This window comes from uncultured Rothia sp. (assembly GCF_916049665.1).
Classification (GTDB): Bacteria; Actinomycetota; Actinomycetes; order Actinomycetales; family Micrococcaceae; genus Rothia.
The window spans coordinates 1-18364 of the sequence record NZ_CAJZIE010000016.1; the positions used below are offsets into that span (position 1 = coordinate 1).

The window sequence follows — 18364 nt, forward strand, 5'->3', positions numbered from 1 at the left end:
TCTGAACCCGCGAAAACACCCCGAAATCACCGAAATATTACGGCAATCCCGGGGTGCGCGCTGTGTGCAGGCGGCGGCAGGGGTGGCGCCCAAGTGGAGCTGCGACAGACCTGCACCAGCATGCCACCTAGATTGAAAAGCCCCTTATCGCGCGGGTATTTCTTAGTGCTCCTCGCGCTACTCAGAGGCCTCCGGAAGCAGCTCACGGGTGACTGCATCGCCCAGAAGGCGACCCTTGAGAGTCAGGCGCACGTGGGCTTCAGGGTCAGGTTCAGCCTGAGATGTCAAAGCATCAGGCTCAATCAAAGCTTGAGAAACCAGCCAGCGCAGCGAGGCACCCAGCTGCGCCTCATCGTGCACGGCGAGCAGCTCGCGCATCGCCAGACCCTCGCGCACACGAATCATGAGCATGATGGTCTCGAAGGCGCGGGTCGAAGCGTCCAGCACCTCGCGTGCCGCCGCCGGAGACTCCCCCGCACGCACCTTCTGCGCGTAGGGCACCGGGTGCTTCACGTTCCACCAGCGGGTGCCGTTCACGTGCGAGTGAGCGCCGGGGCCGATGCCCCACCAGTCCTGGTTGCGCCAGTAGGCGAGGTTGTGGTCGCTGCGGGTGTCCTCGCTGCGCGAGTAGTTGGAAACCTCGTACCACTGGTAGCCAGCTTCGGTGAGCAGCTCCTCGGCGAGCAGGTACATGTCCGCCATGAGGTCCTCATCGGGCATGGTGTATTCGCCGCGGCGAATCTGCGCGGCAAGCTTGGTGCCGTCTTCGACGATGAGCGAGTACGCAGAAATATGGTCCGGCTCGTAGGAAATCGCGGCGCGTACGCTCTGCTCCCACTGTTGCAGGGTCTCCCCCGGCGAACCGTAAATCAGGTCCACGGACACCTGCAGGCCGACTTCCTTAGCCCAGGCGACAACCTTCGGCACGTTGGAGGGGGTGTGGGTGCGGTCGAGGACCTTCAGCACCTCGGGCACGACGGACTGCATGCCAAAGGATACGCGGGTGAAGCCGCCGTCCTTGAGGGTCTGCAGGTCTTCAAGGGTGACGGAGTCGGGGTTGGCTTCGGTGGTGACTTCTGCACCTTCGACGATGCCGAATACGTCGACGGCTGCCTGTAGGATGCGCACGAGGTCGCGGGCGGGCAGTTTGGTGGGGGTGCCGCCTCCGAAGAAGACGGTGTGCATGGGGCGTTTTGCGACGCCGGATGCTTCGAGGGTGCGGGCGGCGAAGAGGATTTCTGCGATGGCGTCGTCGGCGTAGGTGCCGAGGCCGATGCCGTCGCCGAAGTCTTCGGTGGCGTAGGTGTTGAAGTCGCAGTAGCCGCAGCGTACGGAGCAGAAGGGGATGTGTACGTAGAGGCTGAAGTCGCGGTTTTCGCATCCTGCGGCGCTGGTGGCGGGGATGCGCCCGTCGCGGGGTGCGGGGTCGCCGGTGGGCTGGGCGGGCATTCTGCCTCCTGGAACTAGGTGTACAAGTAGTGAATCAACAATATGGCGGGGCGCATCAACAGACAGCGTGCAGAGAACCCGGCGGTACACGAGGCACCAGCCGGGTTCTCCACACAAACAGATCGGCACACAGCCGGAAAAGCTACGAAGCGGCGAAAGGCTACTTCTTCTTTTCCTTCTCCTCGCCCGAAGACAGTGCCGCAATGAAGGCCTCCTGCGGAACCTCCACACGACCAACCATCTTCATGCGCTTCTTGCCTTCCTTCTGCTTCTCCAGCAGCTTACGCTTACGCGAAATATCGCCACCGTAACACTTAGACAGAACGTCCTTACGCATCGCGCGGATGTTCTCGCGGGCAATAATACGCGAACCGATAGCCGCCTGAATCGGCACCTCAAACTGCTGACGAGGAATCAACTCACGCAGCTTCGAGGTCATCATCAGGCCGTACGAGTACGCCTTATCGCGGTGAGTAATGGCGCTGAACGCATCCACTTTCTCGCCCTGCAGCAGGATGTCGACCTTCACCAGGTCTGCCTCTTCCTCACCGTCGAACTTCCAGTCCAGCGACGCGTAACCGCGGGTACGGGACTTCAGCTGATCGAAGAAGTCAAACACGATCTCTGCCAGGGGCAGGCGGTAACGCATCTCCACACGATCCTCGGACAGGTAATCCATGCCGCCAATCTGGCCGCGGCGGGACTGGCACAGCTCCATAATCGCGCCAATGTACTCGCTCGGGGCAATAATCGTACACGCCACCATGGGCTCACGAATCGTCGCGACCTTACCCTCGGGGAATTCGCTCGGGTTGGTCACGCGCTTAGCGTTGCCCGCCTCGTCCACCACGTCGTAAATAACGTTCGGCGCGGTCGAAATCAGGTCCAGGTTGAACTCGCGTTCCAGGCGCTCACGCACAATCTCCAGGTGCAGCAGACCCAGGAAGCCACAGCGGAAACCGAAGCCCAGAGCGGCAGAAGTTTCCGGCTCGTAAATCAGCGCGGCGTCGTTGAGCTTCAGCTTATCCAGTGCGTCACGCAGCGCCGGGTAGTCCGAGCCATCAATCGGGAACAGGCCCGAGAACACCATCGGCTTGGGGTCCTCGTAACCGCCCAGGGACTCCTGCGCAGGCTTCGCGGCGGAGGTGACGGTATCACCCACACGGGACTGACGGACGTCCTTCACGCCGGTGATGAGGTAACCCACCTCGCCCACACCCAGGCCCTTCGAGGGCACGGGCTCAGGGGAAATCACGCCGATTTCGAGCAGGTCGTGCTCAGCGCCGGTGGACATCATCTTAATCTTCTGGCGCGGCTGCAGGCTGCCGTCCACAACACGCACGTAGGTGACCACGCCGCGGTACGAGTCGTACACCGAGTCAAAAATCATGGCGCGCGCCGGGGCGGATGCGTCACCCTGCGGGGCGGGAATCGCCTCCACAATGCGGTCCAGCAGAGCCTCGACACCCTCACCGGTCTTACCCGATACGCGCAGAACCTCGTCCGGCTCGCAACCGATCAGGTTCGCCAGCTCCTCAGCGTACTTATCCGGCTGAGCCGCGGGAAGGTCAATCTTGTTCAGCACCGGGATGATGGTCAGGTCATTCTCCATCGCCAGGTACAGGTTCGCCAGGGTCTGAGCCTCAATACCCTGGGCAGCGTCCACGAGCAGAAGCGCACCCTCACACGCAGCCAGGGAGCGGGACACCTCATAGGTGAAGTCCACGTGGCCGGGGGTGTCAATCATGTTCAGCGCGTAGGAGGTGCCGTCAACATCCCAGGGCATGCGCACAGCCTGAGACTTAATGGTGATACCGCGTTCACGCTCAATGTCCATGCGGTCCAGGTACTGCGCCTTCATATCGCGCGGGGCAACCACGCCGGTGGCCTGCAGCATACGGTCTGCGAGGGTGGACTTACCGTGGTCAATGTGGGCGATAATGCAGAAGTTGCGAATAATCGCGGGGTCGGTCGCCGCTGGAACGGGCGGGTTCTTCGACATGGGTGCCAATCACATCATCCTTTCGAGATGCTGGCTGCGGGTATGGGCATAGTTACCTATCATTTTCCCATACCCGCGCCATATGTGCGAACGGACCTAGCGTTCCGAAGAATCCTCCGGGGCTTCCGCACCACCATCTGCAGGGTTTTCAGCCTCGGATGCGCCGCTGAGGGAATCCAGGTAGCCCTCAATATCCTCGGCAATCACCTCACCGGAGACAGTGCGCAGAGTCGAATCCATCTTCTGCTCAATCTCACGCACCAGCTCGACCTTCTCGTAGTCCTTCGCCATTTCTTCGGCGAGCTCCGCCTCCCACTCGTCGGCGTGGGCGCGCAGGCGGTCGTACTCCTCAGACTCGACCTCAATGCCGAGGATGACCTCCAGCGCCTCGATCAGGCTCACGACCGCGCGCGGGTTCTGCTGGTCAAAGCTCAGGTACCCCGGGATGCTCATACGCAGCATGACCGAAGAGCGCAGGCCGTGCTCGGCGGCGAGCGCAGACATCGCCATCGTGACCGAGGTAGAACCGGTGTAGTCCTCGTGCAGAATGCCGGGGATTGCCGCCAGCTTCTCATCGTGGGTGGTCAGCGTGTACGGGTACGAGCGGGTGTGCGCCACCTGGTCCTCGAAGGTTTCAACGAAGATGGCGTGGTCTACGTGGAGCTTCTTCACGTACTTGAAGAAGCGGTTCATGAACCGCTGCATGCACAGGCTCGGGGCGGGGCCGGTCACCACGAGCAGACGTAGGCGGCGCTCCGGGATGGTGACCATGTTGTAGAAAACCTTGGGCCACACCAGAACCGTGGATTCGGAGTCGTCGCTGTTCTGCAGTTGCGGGGCGACGGAAGCATAGTCGTAGAAGTCGTCCATGTCGAAGCCGGGGCTCTCATCGCACGGGTCGAAGGCGCGGTGAATCACGTCGAGGGCGTCCTCGCCGTTGCCCGGGGGTTCCTTGATGGAGTTGAAGCCGACGAGCATGACGGTCGTGTAGTTGTCCTCTTCGGAGGATTCGCCCAGGCCCAGCTTGCCGAGCAGTCCCTTCTTCGCGGGCGGTTCTGTGGAGGCGGGCTTGGCGAAAGCGTCAAAGAGTCGGGCGGGTGGGAAGTTCGGCTGGCTCATCGTTGGTCCTTAGCTCGTGGTTGGGTTACCGGGCGCATGGGGTGTATGGAAAGTTGCCGGTGAACCATCGGTGGTTGTGTGGTGTGTATCGGCAGCGCTCGCTCCCCCACGCTATCTATATGGTGCGGGCGGCGTGCGGTACCGCCGATAGTTCCCACTATACGGGCTCTTCCGTAACCCGCAAGCGGTTTCGTCACCGAGCAGGCGCCTCCCCGAAATCTGTGTGTCATATAACCACGACAAGCGGGCATAGTGAAAGGCACCCTGCCGCTTAGCAGGATGCCTTTCACAAAAGTTATGAGGAGTTAACCGGTGGTGCCCCCGATGTCTTCTAGACCGAAGCGTAAAGCCGCGGCCGCCCAAGCGTTATTGCCACACCAATAGGTGCGGCTCAGGGTTTCAGAGGGGTCGTTTAACTCCTTAACCCCAAGTGTACACGAAAATCTATCTTCCTATTTCGTCAGTTGTCTTTGTATTACTGGCTTGCTACTACTCCAATGGGTCGCATGCTGCGGGCTCCATTTCCCAGTCATCAGCATGAGCAGCAAATAGTCACAATTTACTCACTATTTTGAAAAAGGTTTTGCTAGATGTTGCCTCTTCTCTTTACGACAAGAACGGCGCTTCACTCAGTTTTAGGTTCCTTCCGGATATAGCAAAAGGCACCCCGCTATTTAGCAGGATGCCTTTCGCAAAAGCTATAAGGAGTTAGCCGGTGACGCCCCCGAACGGTCCTCTAGACCGAAGCATAAAGCTGCGGCCGCCCAAGCATTATTGCCACACCAACAGGTGAGGCTCAGGGTTGCAGGGGAATCGTCTAACTCTTTGACCCCAAGTATACACGAAAAAAGAAACCCCCTGCGTTCCCCTTAGAGGAGGGGGAACACAGGGGGTCTCTGCCCTTAAACCAGAGAGGTACTCACGTACCCCGCAAGTTTTAGAAAGCCTTGTTTACCAGCGTAGCAAGACCGGACTTCTTGTTTGCAGCGGTCTTCTTGTGCAGAACACCCTTGGAAACAGCCTTGTCCAGCTTACGGTTCACAAAACGCAGAGCCTCAACAGCAGCTTCCTGGTTCTGTGCCTCAACAGCAGCCTTGACCTTGCGGGTCGCAGTCTTCAGCTCGGACTTTACAATGTTGTTGCGCAGGCGAGCCTTCTCGTTGGTGAGGATACGCTTCTTCTGAGACTTAATGTTAGCCACAATTAAACTTTCTGTTTTGTCTTATTGGTCGGTGAGGGCGACGCTGGCCGATCATCGACTGAGCGGCGTGGGGATGCCTATGGCAACCGGCCAGCAGTGCCCGATGACCATCGGACACTCAACCAAACATAATACCAGATGAACAGCCTCCACGACAGACCCTCGCGGAGAGAAAAATACTGTGAAAACCGCTACACGCAGCCTCCACATCTAATGCCGGTCACCCTCAGGTTCCCGGCGTAAAGCACAGGACGTTAGCCGTTATGGCGAGTCCACGCACGCTCAATCAGGCGGAACGTATCCTCCGGCATAATCGCACCCTCACGGCGCATCGAATCCGGGCGAACACGAATCACACGGTTCAGCTTCACCTCAGAGGCACGGCCCTGCGGATCCCACGGGCCCGAACCAATATCAAGGTAGTTCGAATCAGCGTGCTCACGGTTGTTGTGGTCCTTGCTGGTCATCATCAGCGCCAGCAGGTACTCACCGTCACGACCCACCAGGAGCACCGGGCGGTCCTTACCCTGCGAGTGGTCCTCCTCGAAGGGAACCCACGTCCACACGATTTCACCCGGGTCAGCGTCGCCATCCAGGGAGGGCGAGTACTCAAAGTTAATCATGTCGCGGTAATCGCCCGGGTAGTCCGAACCCGCAGAAGCGGAGGCGGTGCTTGCCGAACGAGTCGACGCGGAAGGCTTCGGGGCGCTCGGCTTAGGCGCCGAAGAACCGGAGGTGCGAGCCTCACCCTGACGAGATTCACTCTTCTGGGAGGACTCGGAGCCGCCCTTAGACGCAGTAGCGTCGTTGAGGGCATCCTCTGCCGCCTTCTGCAGGAAGGGCAGCAGAGCAAAGAAAATTTTCTTCAGAATTTCGAGCATGGGCTCTATTATGCACTACAGGCGCGGCGGTAGAGCAATCGCCAAAACAGCCTGCTCCACCGCATACACCGCATCCTGCGACTCGCCCTTCAGCTGGGCGTCGGCATCAGCCAGAAGCTGCACAATATGCGCCAGCTGTGCGCCGGTAAAACGACGGCCATCGCGCTGAGCCTGCTCCACCTGCCACGGCGCCATGCCCACCTCACGCGCCAGCTCGTTAGCGCTCATACGCACGTGGTGCACGCGCGCAATACTGCGGATGCGCATAGCGAGCGCACCCAGCATCGGAATCGGCTCCGTGCCGGTGGCAAGGGAGTGGCGGAGCAGACGCAGTGCCTCCGGGGCGTTACCGGAAATCGCGGCGTCACTCACGCGGAACGCAGTGACCTCGGTGCGGCCGCCGTAGTAGCGGTTCACCGCCTCTTCGGTGATGTCGCCGGGCACGTCAGAGAGCAGCTGCTGGCAGGCGGCGGCAAGCTCCGCGGTGTCGGATGCGGCAGCCGTCAACAGCGCCAAGGCGCCACCGGTAATCGGACGCTGGGCGGCAGTAAACTCCCCTGCCAGAAACTCGCTCTTCTCACGGTCGGTCTTGAGCGCCTTGCAGTTGATGAGCACGAACTGGGATCGCACCAGGTCGATGAGCTTCTTGCCGCGGTTACCGCCCGAGTGGTGCAGAATGAGCATGATGTCCGGCTCGGGGGCGTTCAGGTAAGCGAGCGTATCGGTCAAAAACTCGTCGCTCATGGAGGCGACGTTCTCAACCTCAATAATCTTCGCCGAACCGAACAGGGAAGGTGAAGCATGCAGGGTCAGCTCCCCCGCCGTGTATGTGGCGGCGTTAATCTGAACGCGATCCACCTCGGGGTGGGCCTCGCGGAACAGCTCACGCAGGCGCGCCGCAGCGCGGGAAGCAAAGTACTCCTCGGGGCCGTACAGCATGACGGCGGGTGCCGGAGTGACGGTACGCCACGCGGTGTCGAGGACGGGGCCGCCTCGGCGGGCGTAGCCTCGGGAACCACCACGCTGGGTTGAACGCTTACGCTCGGACACGCTTATCACTCGCCTTTATCTGCAGGGTACGGGGTGAACTCGAACCCGCGGCGTGCGGGGCGCCACGCGGGTAGAGTCTCGAGTATCCATCATAGCGTTTTCTTTTCGGGGACCTCCTAGGGTTGGTCAGGGAGTTGGTCGGGTAGTTTGTCAGAGGCGGGCGGGCTGATGGGCGGGCACGGTTGGCTGCACCACCCGCAAATACTGCCGGTGCGTGACCGCGCGGTAGCGGCGCGCATCCACCCACCAGAGGGCAATGCTCAACGCCAGCATGCAGAGGGCGCTACACACCACCGCCGGGACGCTCGAACCGGGCTCCCACGGGTTACCCGGCGCGTGCGCGGCAGTGTGTGCCGCCCACTCGATGCCCTGCGCGGCAAGACCACCGGCACGCAGGCACAGATCCGCCGCAGTGGGCAGACCCAGGAGCATGAATCCGAGCGCAACCAGCCCGGCGAGCATACTCAGCGGCGCCAAAGGAGCCGCCACCAGATTCGCCGGAACCGAATAGAGCGGCACCGTACCGCTCATCGCCAAAATCAGCGGAGTACACCACAGGGACGCCACGATGGGCGCGGCGAGCATTTCCGCGCAGAACACCGGCATGACGCGCATGAGCAGACGAATCAGCGGCGGGCCCAGCAGAATCAGCGCGGAGGTTGCCGTCACCGACAGGGCGAACCCCATATCCACGGCGAGGTGCGGGGCGGCAAGCAGACACATCAGCACCGTGGTTTGCAGAGCCGCCAAAGACTGGCGACCCGAACCGCGCAGCATCGCGTAAGCACCGAGCAGACCCATGGCGAGGGAACGAATCACGGAACCCTCAGAGTCCAGCAGCATGGCGTAGGCGAGCACCGCCGCAACCCCGCACAGCACCATGACGCGGTGCGGAATGGCGAGGGTGCTCAGCCGGTGCACGAGCGGCGGCAGGGCGTGGGCATTTGGCGGGGTAGGTTGTTGAGGGTAGGCCGATTGTTGAGAGTGGGCGGGGCGGCGAGAACGAGCCGTGCCTCTCCCCCGCAACCACTGCATCCAGGAACGGAACAGCAGGTATGCGCTGGCGAAACGGTACGGACGAACCGCCAGCACCAGCCGGTACGCACCCAAAAACACAATGGCAATATTCGCCCCGGACACCGCTGTAATATGGCTGAGCCCGCTGAGCTTATACTCCTCCCGCGCGGTGGAACTCATCAGCGAATCATCCCCGTAGGCGGTACCCAAAACCAGTGCCGCCGATTCCGTGCCCAGGGTATCCAGGGCGCGGGTGCGCAGTTGTTCCTTGAGCGTGGACAGGTACGGCTCCTCCTCAGTCCGGGCGGCGCCCGAGGCGTTCGATCCGGCGCCATAGGCGGGTGCGGGCATCGGGAAAATAGTCGCGCCGCTCAGCTTCGCCGTGGAGCCGTTGAACTCCACGGTGCCGAGGGCGGTCACCTTCATGCCCGGATAAATCACTTGCGAGCGCGCGGTGCCGCTCCCCCGCTGCTTAGCCGCCGAGCTTACTTCCGCGCTCGCCTCCGAACTTGCCTCCAGACTGCGCGCGGCGCTCTTTGCCGAACCGTCACGCCGGTACACGCGCACCCGCTCATTCACCAGCGCACGCACGCTCCGCCCCTGAATTTCCTCCAGCTTAATAACCACCAGAGTAGTTCGCGGATCCATGCGGCGGACCTGCTCCACCGTGCCATTCAGACGAAGCGAGGCACCCTGCGCCTGCTGCAGGGTAGCGCGGGATGCATCCACCCCCGTAGCGCACAGAAGCACCGCCTGAACCGTCACGATACACGCCAGAAAAACCAGCTGACCGGTCGTGCGAAAGAGCAGGCTGTAGGGCATCACCGCGCGCGGCGGGAAGAACAGCAGAATCGCCAGGCACCCCAGCAAGGCAATGAGCACGCACGCCAGCGGATGCGCCACCCGCCACGTGCCCACCGTCAGCGCCGCCGCGGTAAACGCCCACAGCACCAGCACCGTAAAGCTCAGGCGAAGGTCCAGGTGAATGAGGCTTCCCTGGGCGCGCAGCTCCTGCTCGTCGCGGCGGGTGCGCCACCGCTCAGCACCGATGCTCCAGCGGTAGCGGGCGCGGTCATACGCCGTAGCCGCGGAACGGGTGAGGCGCCGGGTGAGGCGCAAGGAACCGGGAAATAGCTCCCGCTCCCCTGCCTGCTGTCGGTTCTGCAAACGGTTCGGCCTGCGGTTCTGCAAGCGGTTCTGCCGGGGCATTAGACCGTCACCAGCGGGCGCAGATTCTCCAGCATCGACGGACCAATGCCGGGCACCGCATCCAGCTCATCTACGCTACGGAAACCGCCGTGCGCCTCACGCCAGGCAATAATGCGCTGAGCCATTGCCGGACCAATACGCGGCAGGGTCTGCAGCTCCTCAGCGGTGGCGGTGTTAATGTTCACCGGGGTTGAGCCCTTCTGCGCGCTGCCTGCAGGAGTTAGCGTGCGTGCAGGATGAGGCTGAGCACCGCCCTGAGAAGCGCCGTTCTGCGCTGCACCATTCGCCGCGTTACCCTGACCCGCATTTGCCGTTCCACCATTGGGCTGAATCTGCGCCGGAGCAGCCGTCTCACCACGATGCGGCACATAAATCTGCACCCCGTCACTGAGCGCACCGGCAAGGTTCACGCGGTCCAGGTCAGCATCCGCGGCGGCACCGGAGGCGGCGGCAATCGCATCCACGGCACGACCCTGCGCGGGTAGCGTGTACACGCCGGGATTGTTCACGGCACCCGCCACGTGCACCCGCACGGTAGCCTCACCGGAGGCGCCACCCTGCGCAGATTCACTCGGGTTAGCGCCCGGCTGGGCAGTAGATTGAGTAGCGGACTGGGTGCCGGGTTGAGTTCCGGGGCTCTGCTGGGCACCCACCGCCTGCACCGACTCGGCAGAAGCGCCCGGGGAGGCGACCTGCTCGGCACGCGGCGCCGCCGAAAACTGGGTCACACCCCACACCACGGCAACCAACGCCAACACCGCCACCAGAAGCAGCACGCGCGGCGACAAGCCCCAACGGGCACTGCGGGTGGTGCCGGGCTGATCGGCCTGCTCCCACTCCGCCCAGTCGTCCACCTCGTTCCAATCGGGCTGCTGATCCCAGTCAGCCCAACCATTCGACTCCGGCTGGGATGCCGTGGGCTTGCTGGTAGGTACAGGGTCGCCGGTAGGTACGGGCTGGCTCGCCCTGGGCTGTGCGGTGCCGGGCTGAGAAGAATTAGGCAGCGAAAATTCAGGCTGCGGTGCCTCAGCTTCTTCGGCAGCTACCTCCGCGGGCGTTACCTCAGCGGCAATAGCCAGCGGCACGGTGTCCTCGGCATCCGGCGCACCGTTCTTGCGGGCGCGGGGGCTGCGGTAGAGGCTGTTCATCAGGGAGCGGGCGCTACGCTGCGCGCCGCCCTGCTGGGTTGTGTTGCCAGGCTGTCCTGCGCTGTCCTGCGCAGGGCTCTGTACAGCGTTCTGGTCGGGGTTGGGGGTCATGCTCGTCATACCCCTACCCTAGGCTCACGCGCGCGAACGCACGAGCGCGAACAAAGAACCTGTGGATAACTCCCCTCGAACAACGAGAAAGAAGCTATCCACAGGCTCATTTTTGAAAAATATGCGGTTTTTGTTCAAAAACGGCGGGTTTCGGTTTGTCATAAAACCGTCACAAACACCTCAGCCACATGCCCAGACACAAGCACCGCCACACGCGCAGACCGCGCCGCACAGACCAGAATCTAGCCCTCGCTTAGTCCTCACGCGGCAACTCAGTACCCGGAACGCCCAGCTCCGAAGCACGCTTATCAGCCATCACCAGCAGGCGACGAATACGGCCCGCAATCGCGTCCTTCGTCATCGGCGGATCAGCCAGACGACCCAGCTCATCCAACGACGCATGCTTATGCAACACACGTAGCTCACCGGCATAGCGCAGATGATCCGGCGCCTCATGACCCAGAATCTGCAGGGCACGCTCCACGCGAGCGCTCGCCGCAACAGCCGCCTGAGCGCTACGGCGCAGGTTCGCATCATCAAAATTCGCCAGACGGTTCGCGGTCGCACGAACCTCCTTGCGGGTACGCGCCTCACGCCACGTGGTCAGGGTCCCGGTCGCGCCCATACGCTCCAACAGCTGCGAAATCGTCTCGCCGTCACGCACCACCACACGGTCCGTGCCGCGCACCTCGCGTGCCTTCGCAATAATGTCCAGGCGACGAGCCGCACCCACCAGCGCGAGCGCCGCCTCCGGACCGGGGCAGGTAATTTCCAGGGAGGAGGAGCGACCCGGCTCAGTCAGCGAACCGTGCGCCAAGAACGCACCGCGCATGACCGCCTCGGCGTCCTGCAGGGAGCCGTTCACCACAGCCGGCGGCAGACCACGCACCGGGCGGCCACGCAAATCCAGCAGACCGGTCTGGCGAGCCAGCGCCTCACCGCCGTGATCCACACGCACAATGTAGCGGCCGCCTCGACGCAGGCCACCACCGCTGACGCTGGTCAGCTCAGAGTCGTGGCCGTAAATCTCCGCGATGGTGCGGCGCATGCGGTGGGCGGTTGCCTCGTGGTCGACCTCAGACTCCACCACGATTCGCCCCGAGACAATGTGCAGGCCTCCGGTAAAACGCAGAATCGTAGAGATTTCCGCCTTACGAGCAGAGACTTTCGTTGCCTCGTAGTTGGCGAGTTCGTCCTTGACGAGCGTGGTTAATGCCATGAAAGGTCCTTCTGGGCGTAGTGTTTAAGTCTAAAAATCAGGAAAAGAGCGCACAAAACAGCCAGCTCAAGCAGCACACCTGAGCCGCAAATCCAAGCCAGTAAACCTAGGAGCTCAGCTCAAACGCTTCGTTATACGCAGCCGCAAGCTTCAGCGGGTCGTGCACATTCGGCTGGGAGCTCGAACGCAGATGCGCCCACACAACCTTCGCACCCATCGCAGAAGCCTCACGCTCCAGCTCGGAACGGTGATCAGCCTGCATGTCAGCGTCAGCAATCACCGCGTCCAGGTGAAGCTTCGGGGCGTACTGGCGCAACAAATCCAGGTGCGTTGCCGGGGTGAAGCCGACCGTCTCCTTATCGTCGGAGAGGTTCATGACCACGCAGCGGCGCGCCTCCGTGCGGATAATCGCCTCACGCTGAGCGTCCAACAGCAGATGCGGCAGAACCGACGTACGCCACGAACCCGGACCCAAAACAATCCAGTCGGATTCTTCAATAGCGGAGAGCGCCTCCGGGCAAGGACGCGCATTTGCGGGAGATAGACCAATATCGTGAACCCGCTCCTCCTTCGAGAGGTTCACCTGGCCGACCACCTTCACGCGCTCAATACCGCCACCGTTATGCTCACGCAGCACGGTACCGTAAATGACCATCGGATCCAGCGCCATCGGCAACACGCGGCCGCGCGCATTCAGCAGGGCACCCGCCCAGTCCAGGCCGGCAACCGGGTCATCCAGCAGCTGCCAGAGAGTAGCAATCAGCAGGTTACCGAGAGCATGGTAATCCAGCGGGAACTCACCCTCATACCCCTCAGGCGCGCTAAAACGATGCTGCATCACATCACGCCACGTGCGACCCCAATCGGTGTCATCACACAGCGCGGAAAGCGCCATACGCAAATCTCCGGGAGGGAGAATACCCATCTCCTCACGCAAACGACCCGACGAGCCGCCATCGTCAGCAACCGTCACAACAGCCGTCAAATCAGGCGTGACGTGGCGAAGCGCAGACAGGGAACCGTACAGCCCGTGGCCGCCGCCCATCGCCGTGACCTTCGGCGAACGGTGCGTGGTCTTCAACAGGCGCAACGCCTGAGTCGGCAGAGCCGGCAGGCGCGGAATACCCTGAGTGTCATAACTGGTCGAATGGGTGGACATAGTAATACCTCACATACCCGGAAGGAATGGTATGCCGGCCCCACGGTGTGCGGGGCCGGACGGCGGCTAATGAAACACGACGCGCCGGGCGGAACTTACTCGCGGCCCTTGTCACGGTGCTGAACATTCACGTTCAGCTCACCGAAAGCAGAGAGACGACGGGCCAGTTCTTCCGTCACAGCCACGGAACGGTGCTTACCACCGGTGCAGCCAATTGCGATGGTGGCGTAGTACTTGCCCTCACGGCGGTAGCCCTCAAGCACGGGGCGAAGAGCCGCAAGGTAGTTGCTGATGAACTCCTCGGTGCCGGCGTGCTCCAGCACGTAGTCGCGCACCGGGGCGTCCTGACCGGTCAGGGGGCGCAGCTCCGGGACCCAGTGCGGGTTCGGGATGAAACGCATATCAGCCATGTAGTTAGCGTCCGACGGTGCGCCGTACTTGAAGCCGAAGCTCATCACGGTCAGGTTCAGCTTCTTATCCGCACCTTCAGCGAACATTTCACGCACGGTACGAGCCAGCTCGTGAACGTTCATGCCGGTGGTGTCAATGGTGCGGTCAGAAGCGAGGCGCAGACCTTCGAAGAGAGTGCGTTCAGCGCGGATACCGTCGAGGACGCGGCCCTCACCCTGCAGCGGGTGCGGGCGGCGCTGAGCCTCGTAGCGGGCAATAATGGTCTCGTCCTTGGCGTCAAGGAAGAGCATGGAGAAGTCAATGTCGGACTTGCGCAGAGTCTCAATCGCAGCGGGAAGATCGGAGAACAACGCGCGGGCGCGAACGTCAATACCGAGCGCTACCTTCGGCACTCGTGCACCGTCGCGGGTCACCAGTTCAGCCAGGGAACCGAGCATCTGCGGCGGGATGTTATCGATAACGTACCAGCCCTCATCCTCCAGTACGTTTGCGACAGTGCTGCGGCCTGCACCAGAAATACCGGTGATCACCAGAATCTGAGGGCGCTCCTCACTCTGGGCGGACTGTACCGTGGCGGGCTTGCTCTGATTCTCGGGCATGGTGCTTCTTCCCCTTCAACGCGAAATACTCTCTATGCCATGATACAAGACCTTTATCTGACGGTTCAGGGGTACGGTCAGAAATTTCACCAGTATGACAGAAATATGAGACGCTCCCCGGCGGGACCCCAGAAGGAACCCCAGAAGAAAGAAACCCGCATCACAAGTGCTTGCGCATAATGCTCCCCGAGGGGGTCTACAGAAGGAGGCGGGCGGCAGAGCTACGGAGGGTACAGCAAAGCCCGCACACACCTCCCACAGGAAGTACCGCACGGGCTTTGAAGATACGTAAGCAAGCGCGCACCAGCTGAGTAGCTACGCGGATGCATGAGGATTCTTAGGCAGAAAGCTCAGGCAGGAAAGCCGCCACATGCTCCAGCAGACGCACCGACAGTTCCTTCTTCGAACCGGAGAACACCGGCGCCTCATCATTCAGAGTCGACAGCAACGTAATCGTGTTATCGTCCGTGCCGAAACCACGATTCACACCCACCGTATTGACCGCCAAGAAATCCGTGCCCTTACGCTGCAGCTTCTCACGACCCAGCTCCAACGGAGTCTTCTCCGCCGAACCGGTCTCCGCCGCAAAACCAACAATAAGCTTCGGACCGAGGGGGCTCTCCCCCGCCTCACGAGCCTGCTGGCGGCGCACCACGACCTCACGCAGAATATCCGGGTTGCGTACCAGCTGAATCACCGGCGCATCCTCAGAATCGGCGCTCTTCTTAATCTTGAACTCGGCGAACTCGGCGGGCCTAAAATCAGCCACCGCCGCAGACATAATCAGCACATCCGCCGCCGTGCTCGCCTCCAGGGTTGCCTCACGCAGCTCCAGGGCGCTCACCACGCGGGTCACCTGCACACCCTCCGGTGCCGGAACCTCAAGGTTCGCGCCAATCAGGTGCACGGTCGCGCCCAGGTCGCGTGCCGCCTCCGCGAGCGCCACACCCTGCTTGCCGGTCGAACGGTTGCCGAGGAATCGGACCGGGTCCAGCGCCTCACGGGTGCCGCCGGCGGTAATGACCACGAGGCGACCGGCCAGGGGGCCACGCAGCGATTCGGATGCGCCAGTTGCCTGGCTGTGTTCAATCTGACCAGGCTCAACCTTGCCCGAATCCCCCTGACCCAGCAGCGCCGAAGTCAGCGTTGCCGCACGCGCCGCCGCCATACGCTCCTGCTCCGTACCCGTGTACAGGGGCTCAGTCGGTGCGTAACCGGGCGTGTACACCGGGTGCAGCTGACCCTTCGGGAAGCGCTTAATCACGTCCAGCGCGACCGCGAAAATATCCTCCGGCTCAGGCATGCGACCCGGACCAGAATCCGGGCCCGTCAAACGCCCAATCGCAGGCTCAATCACGTGATAACCCCACGAACGCAGGGTCTGCACGTTCGCCTGAGTCGCCGGATGCTCCCACATCTGGGTGTGCATCGCAGGCGCCAAAATCACCGGGGCGTGCGTGGTCAACACGGTAGAGGACAGCAAATCATCAGCACGACCAGCCGCCAAACGAGCCAGCAAATCAGCGGTCGCCGGGGCAATCACCACAGCGTCAGCCTTCTCAGCCTGACGCACATGGTTCACCTCCGGCACGCGGTCAAACACGTCCGTTGAGACGGGGTTGCCGCTCAGCGCCTCCAGAGTGGGAACACCCACGAACTTCGTTGCGTTCGGGGTGGGCATGGCGATTACCTCGTCGCCATTCTTCGCAAAAAGACGAAGGAGCATCGCCGCCTTATACGCGGCAATGCCCCCTCCAATACCAACGATAATGCGCATGGTACGTCAAAGAATCCTTGTAGAAGCAGATTACTCAGCGGACTCGTCGAGGATAACCTCTTCGATAGCAATAACCTCTTCGCTACCTGCGGGGATGTACTCCTCCTCGATAGCGCCAGAGAACTCAGCCGCGCTGAAATCAATCACAGCGGACAGATCCTCGGGAATCGGGTAGCCGTCCTCGTCGAACTTAGCGTCCGGGCGGTGCTCCGCCACAACACGGTCAGCAATGATTTCACGCATTGCCACCGACAGGGACTTCTCGTTCGACTCAGCGTCAACCAGCGGGCCAACGTGCGCAGCAGTATTGTCCTGCAGGTTAGCGTAGTACGCGTTAATCTGGCGTGCACGGCGGGCACCGAAAATCACCAGGCCGTACTTGGACTCCGCCTTCTCAATCAGCGCGTCAGCGCTGGGGCTCACGATGCCCTCGGGAGCGACACCGTCAACGAAGTTGTAGTCCTCGTGTTCCTTGATTTCGTTTGCCACTAAAAACTCCAAATAGCTTGATGGAATGTACGTACCGAACGCCCCCGCACACCGTTCGCGCTATGGCGCAAACCGGGCGCACTGAGGGCACGGTCAAAACTAAAGAACTATTCTACCCTCTCAACGGCTAAAACGCACGTACCAGCCTGGACAAAAAATGTCAGCCCAGCCAAAAAGGTGGGGGCCCGAAGAAAACTCTTCGAAACCCCCACCTTCACAACGCCTCGCGGCAGAACTACAGGTCGGAAGAAACTCTAGCCCCACCGCAAACGCAAAGCATGCAGATTAGGCAGCGCCAATCAGCTCAGCGATCTCCTTCGCCGCACGCTCAACAGAGTCGTTGACGACCGTGACGTCAAATTCCTTCTCAGCAGCCAACTCAACCTTCGCGGTTTCAAGGCGACGAGCTTGCTCCTGCTCACTCTCGGTACCTCGACCCACCAGACGCGACACCAACTCATCCCAGCTCGGAGGAGCCAAGAAAATCAGGCGAGCATCAGGCATGGTCTCGCGAATCTGACGAGCACCCTGCAGGTCAATCTCAAGAATCACCGGGCGGCCAGCGTCCAGAGCCTCCTGGACCTTAGCGCGCGGAGTACCGTACTTGTTCTTACCGTGTACCACAGCGTACTCAAGCATCTGACCGTCAGCAATCATCTGGTCAAACTCTTCCATCGAAACGAAATAGTAGTGAGTACCGTCAACCTCACCGGGGCGAGGATCACGAGTAGTAGCGGAAACAGAGAACCACACGTTCGGGTAGTTCTCACGAATGTACTGGCACACCGTACCCTTGCCAACAGCAGTGGGGCCAGCCAGTACGGTGAGAGTCGGCTGAGACATAGCTTCCTTACTGCGCCTTCATCGACTGAAGGCACGATGTGTTAGGACTGAGAAGATTCAGGAGGCAGAGTATTAGTCCTGCGACGTGCACGGTTCAAATACCGCGAATTACGGTTGAAGTACTCCACCATCTTGCGACGCTGGTGTACACCCAGGCCGCCAAGGCGGCGAGTCGGTGCAATATGAAGTTCTTCAATGATGCGTTCAGCTCGAACGGCACCAATGCCCGGAAGTGCGCGCAGCATCTGCCCCACCGGCATTTTAGCCAGTGCAGGGTCGGAATCGACCATATCGAGCACCTGACGCACGGAAAGTTCACGGTCACTCAGTGCACGCTTAATTTCCTGGCGGTGTGCTCGGGCAAGTACTGCCTTCTCGCGGGCGGAGGCGCGCGCATCCTCAGTTAGCGGAGTCAGCGGCATGGTTGGGTCCCCCATTTCTGCGAGTTATAGAATTTTACTTATCAACTAATGTAACACGGATAGCGCGAGAACCCCCGTTCCACCCGCGGCACTCACCCTCGCACCAACAATGCGTCTACGCACGTCAGCACGTAAATATCAGGGAGTACCCCTATAGCATAGCGGAGTATTCGCCCTATCAAAAGCGGAACCGCGGGTACGAGTCTTGATGGATACCCACTCCCCCGCCCAAGAACCACACCCCGAGGCGAGTAAACT

15 protein-coding genes are annotated in these 18364 nt (G+C 61.4%); all 15 read right to left on the reverse strand.

Features of this window, described 5'->3' with window-relative positions:
- Positions 1–177: 177 nt before the first annotated feature.
- The 15 genes from hemW to mihF all read right to left on the reverse strand — a co-directional run bounded on the left by hemW (position 178) and on the right by mihF (position 18106).
- The gene (hemW, locus tag QZ540_RS02675) at positions 178–1449 is read right to left on the reverse strand and encodes a radical SAM family heme chaperone HemW (RefSeq protein WP_294627526.1); all 1272 of its coding nucleotides are present in this window, start codon (positions 1447–1449) and stop codon (positions 178–180) included.
- A 160-nt stretch (positions 1450–1609) separates the two neighbouring features.
- Positions 1610–3460: a translation elongation factor 4 gene (lepA, locus tag QZ540_RS02680; protein WP_294627528.1), complete on the reverse strand. Its 1851-nt coding sequence runs from the start codon at positions 3458–3460 to the stop codon at positions 1610–1612.
- An 87-nt stretch (positions 3461–3547) separates the two neighbouring features.
- A complete protein-coding gene (locus QZ540_RS02685) occupies positions 3548–4570 on the reverse strand; it encodes a PAC2 family protein (RefSeq protein WP_294627530.1) in 1023 nt (340 codons plus the stop codon).
- 937 nt (positions 4571–5507) lie between these two features.
- Positions 5508–5771 carry a 30S ribosomal protein S20 gene (gene rpsT / locus QZ540_RS02690; protein ID WP_049337420.1) on the reverse strand — a complete coding sequence of 88 codons (264 nt, stop codon included), beginning with the start codon at positions 5769–5771 and terminating at the stop codon, positions 5508–5510.
- Positions 5772–6025: 254 nt separating this feature from the next.
- On the reverse strand, positions 6026–6652 hold the full coding sequence (locus QZ540_RS02695; RefSeq protein ID WP_294627533.1) for a type II toxin-antitoxin system PemK/MazF family toxin: 627 nt from the start codon (positions 6650–6652) through the stop codon (positions 6026–6028).
- Positions 6653–6667: 15 nt separating this feature from the next.
- A complete protein-coding gene (gene holA / locus QZ540_RS02700; protein ID WP_294627535.1) occupies positions 6668–7702 on the reverse strand; it encodes a DNA polymerase III subunit delta in 1035 nt (344 codons plus the stop codon).
- A gap of 150 nt (positions 7703–7852) precedes the next feature.
- The gene (locus QZ540_RS02705) at positions 7853–9838 is read right to left on the reverse strand and encodes a ComEC/Rec2 family competence protein (RefSeq protein ID WP_294627537.1); all 1986 of its coding nucleotides are present in this window, start codon (positions 9836–9838) and stop codon (positions 7853–7855) included.
- An 89-nt stretch (positions 9839–9927) separates the two neighbouring features.
- Entirely contained in the window at positions 9928–11196 is a 1269-nt protein-coding gene (locus QZ540_RS02710; protein ID WP_294627539.1) for a ComEA family DNA-binding protein, read from the reverse strand.
- A gap of 244 nt (positions 11197–11440) precedes the next feature.
- Positions 11441–12406: a DNA-binding protein WhiA gene (gene whiA / locus QZ540_RS02715; RefSeq protein WP_005505961.1), complete on the reverse strand. Its 966-nt coding sequence runs from the start codon at positions 12404–12406 to the stop codon at positions 11441–11443.
- Positions 12407–12512: 106 nt separating this feature from the next.
- Positions 12513–13565 (reverse strand): uridine diphosphate-N-acetylglucosamine-binding protein YvcK, encoded by a 1053-nt coding sequence (yvcK, locus tag QZ540_RS02720; RefSeq protein WP_049345462.1) that lies wholly within the window; start codon positions 13563–13565, stop codon positions 12513–12515.
- Positions 13566–13660: 95 nt separating this feature from the next.
- Positions 13661–14575, reverse strand: a complete 915-nt coding sequence (gene rapZ, locus QZ540_RS02725; protein WP_005505957.1) for an RNase adapter RapZ — start codon at positions 14573–14575, stop codon at positions 13661–13663.
- 337 nt (positions 14576–14912) lie between these two features.
- Complete coding sequence (locus QZ540_RS02730) at positions 14913–16352, reverse strand: phosphopantothenate--cysteine ligase family flavoprotein (protein ID WP_294627541.1); 1440 nt, start codon at positions 16350–16352, stop codon at positions 14913–14915.
- Between the two features lie 30 nt (positions 16353–16382).
- Positions 16383–16841: a DNA-directed RNA polymerase subunit omega gene (gene rpoZ, locus QZ540_RS02735; RefSeq protein ID WP_044150418.1), complete on the reverse strand. Its 459-nt coding sequence runs from the start codon at positions 16839–16841 to the stop codon at positions 16383–16385.
- 285 nt (positions 16842–17126) lie between these two features.
- Entirely contained in the window at positions 17127–17684 is a 558-nt protein-coding gene (gmk, locus tag QZ540_RS02740) for a guanylate kinase (protein WP_005505951.1), read from the reverse strand.
- 41 nt (positions 17685–17725) lie between these two features.
- Positions 17726–18106, reverse strand: a complete 381-nt coding sequence (gene mihF / locus QZ540_RS02745; protein ID WP_005505949.1) for an integration host factor, actinobacterial type — start codon at positions 18104–18106, stop codon at positions 17726–17728.
- Between the last annotated feature and the right edge of the window lie 258 nt (positions 18107–18364).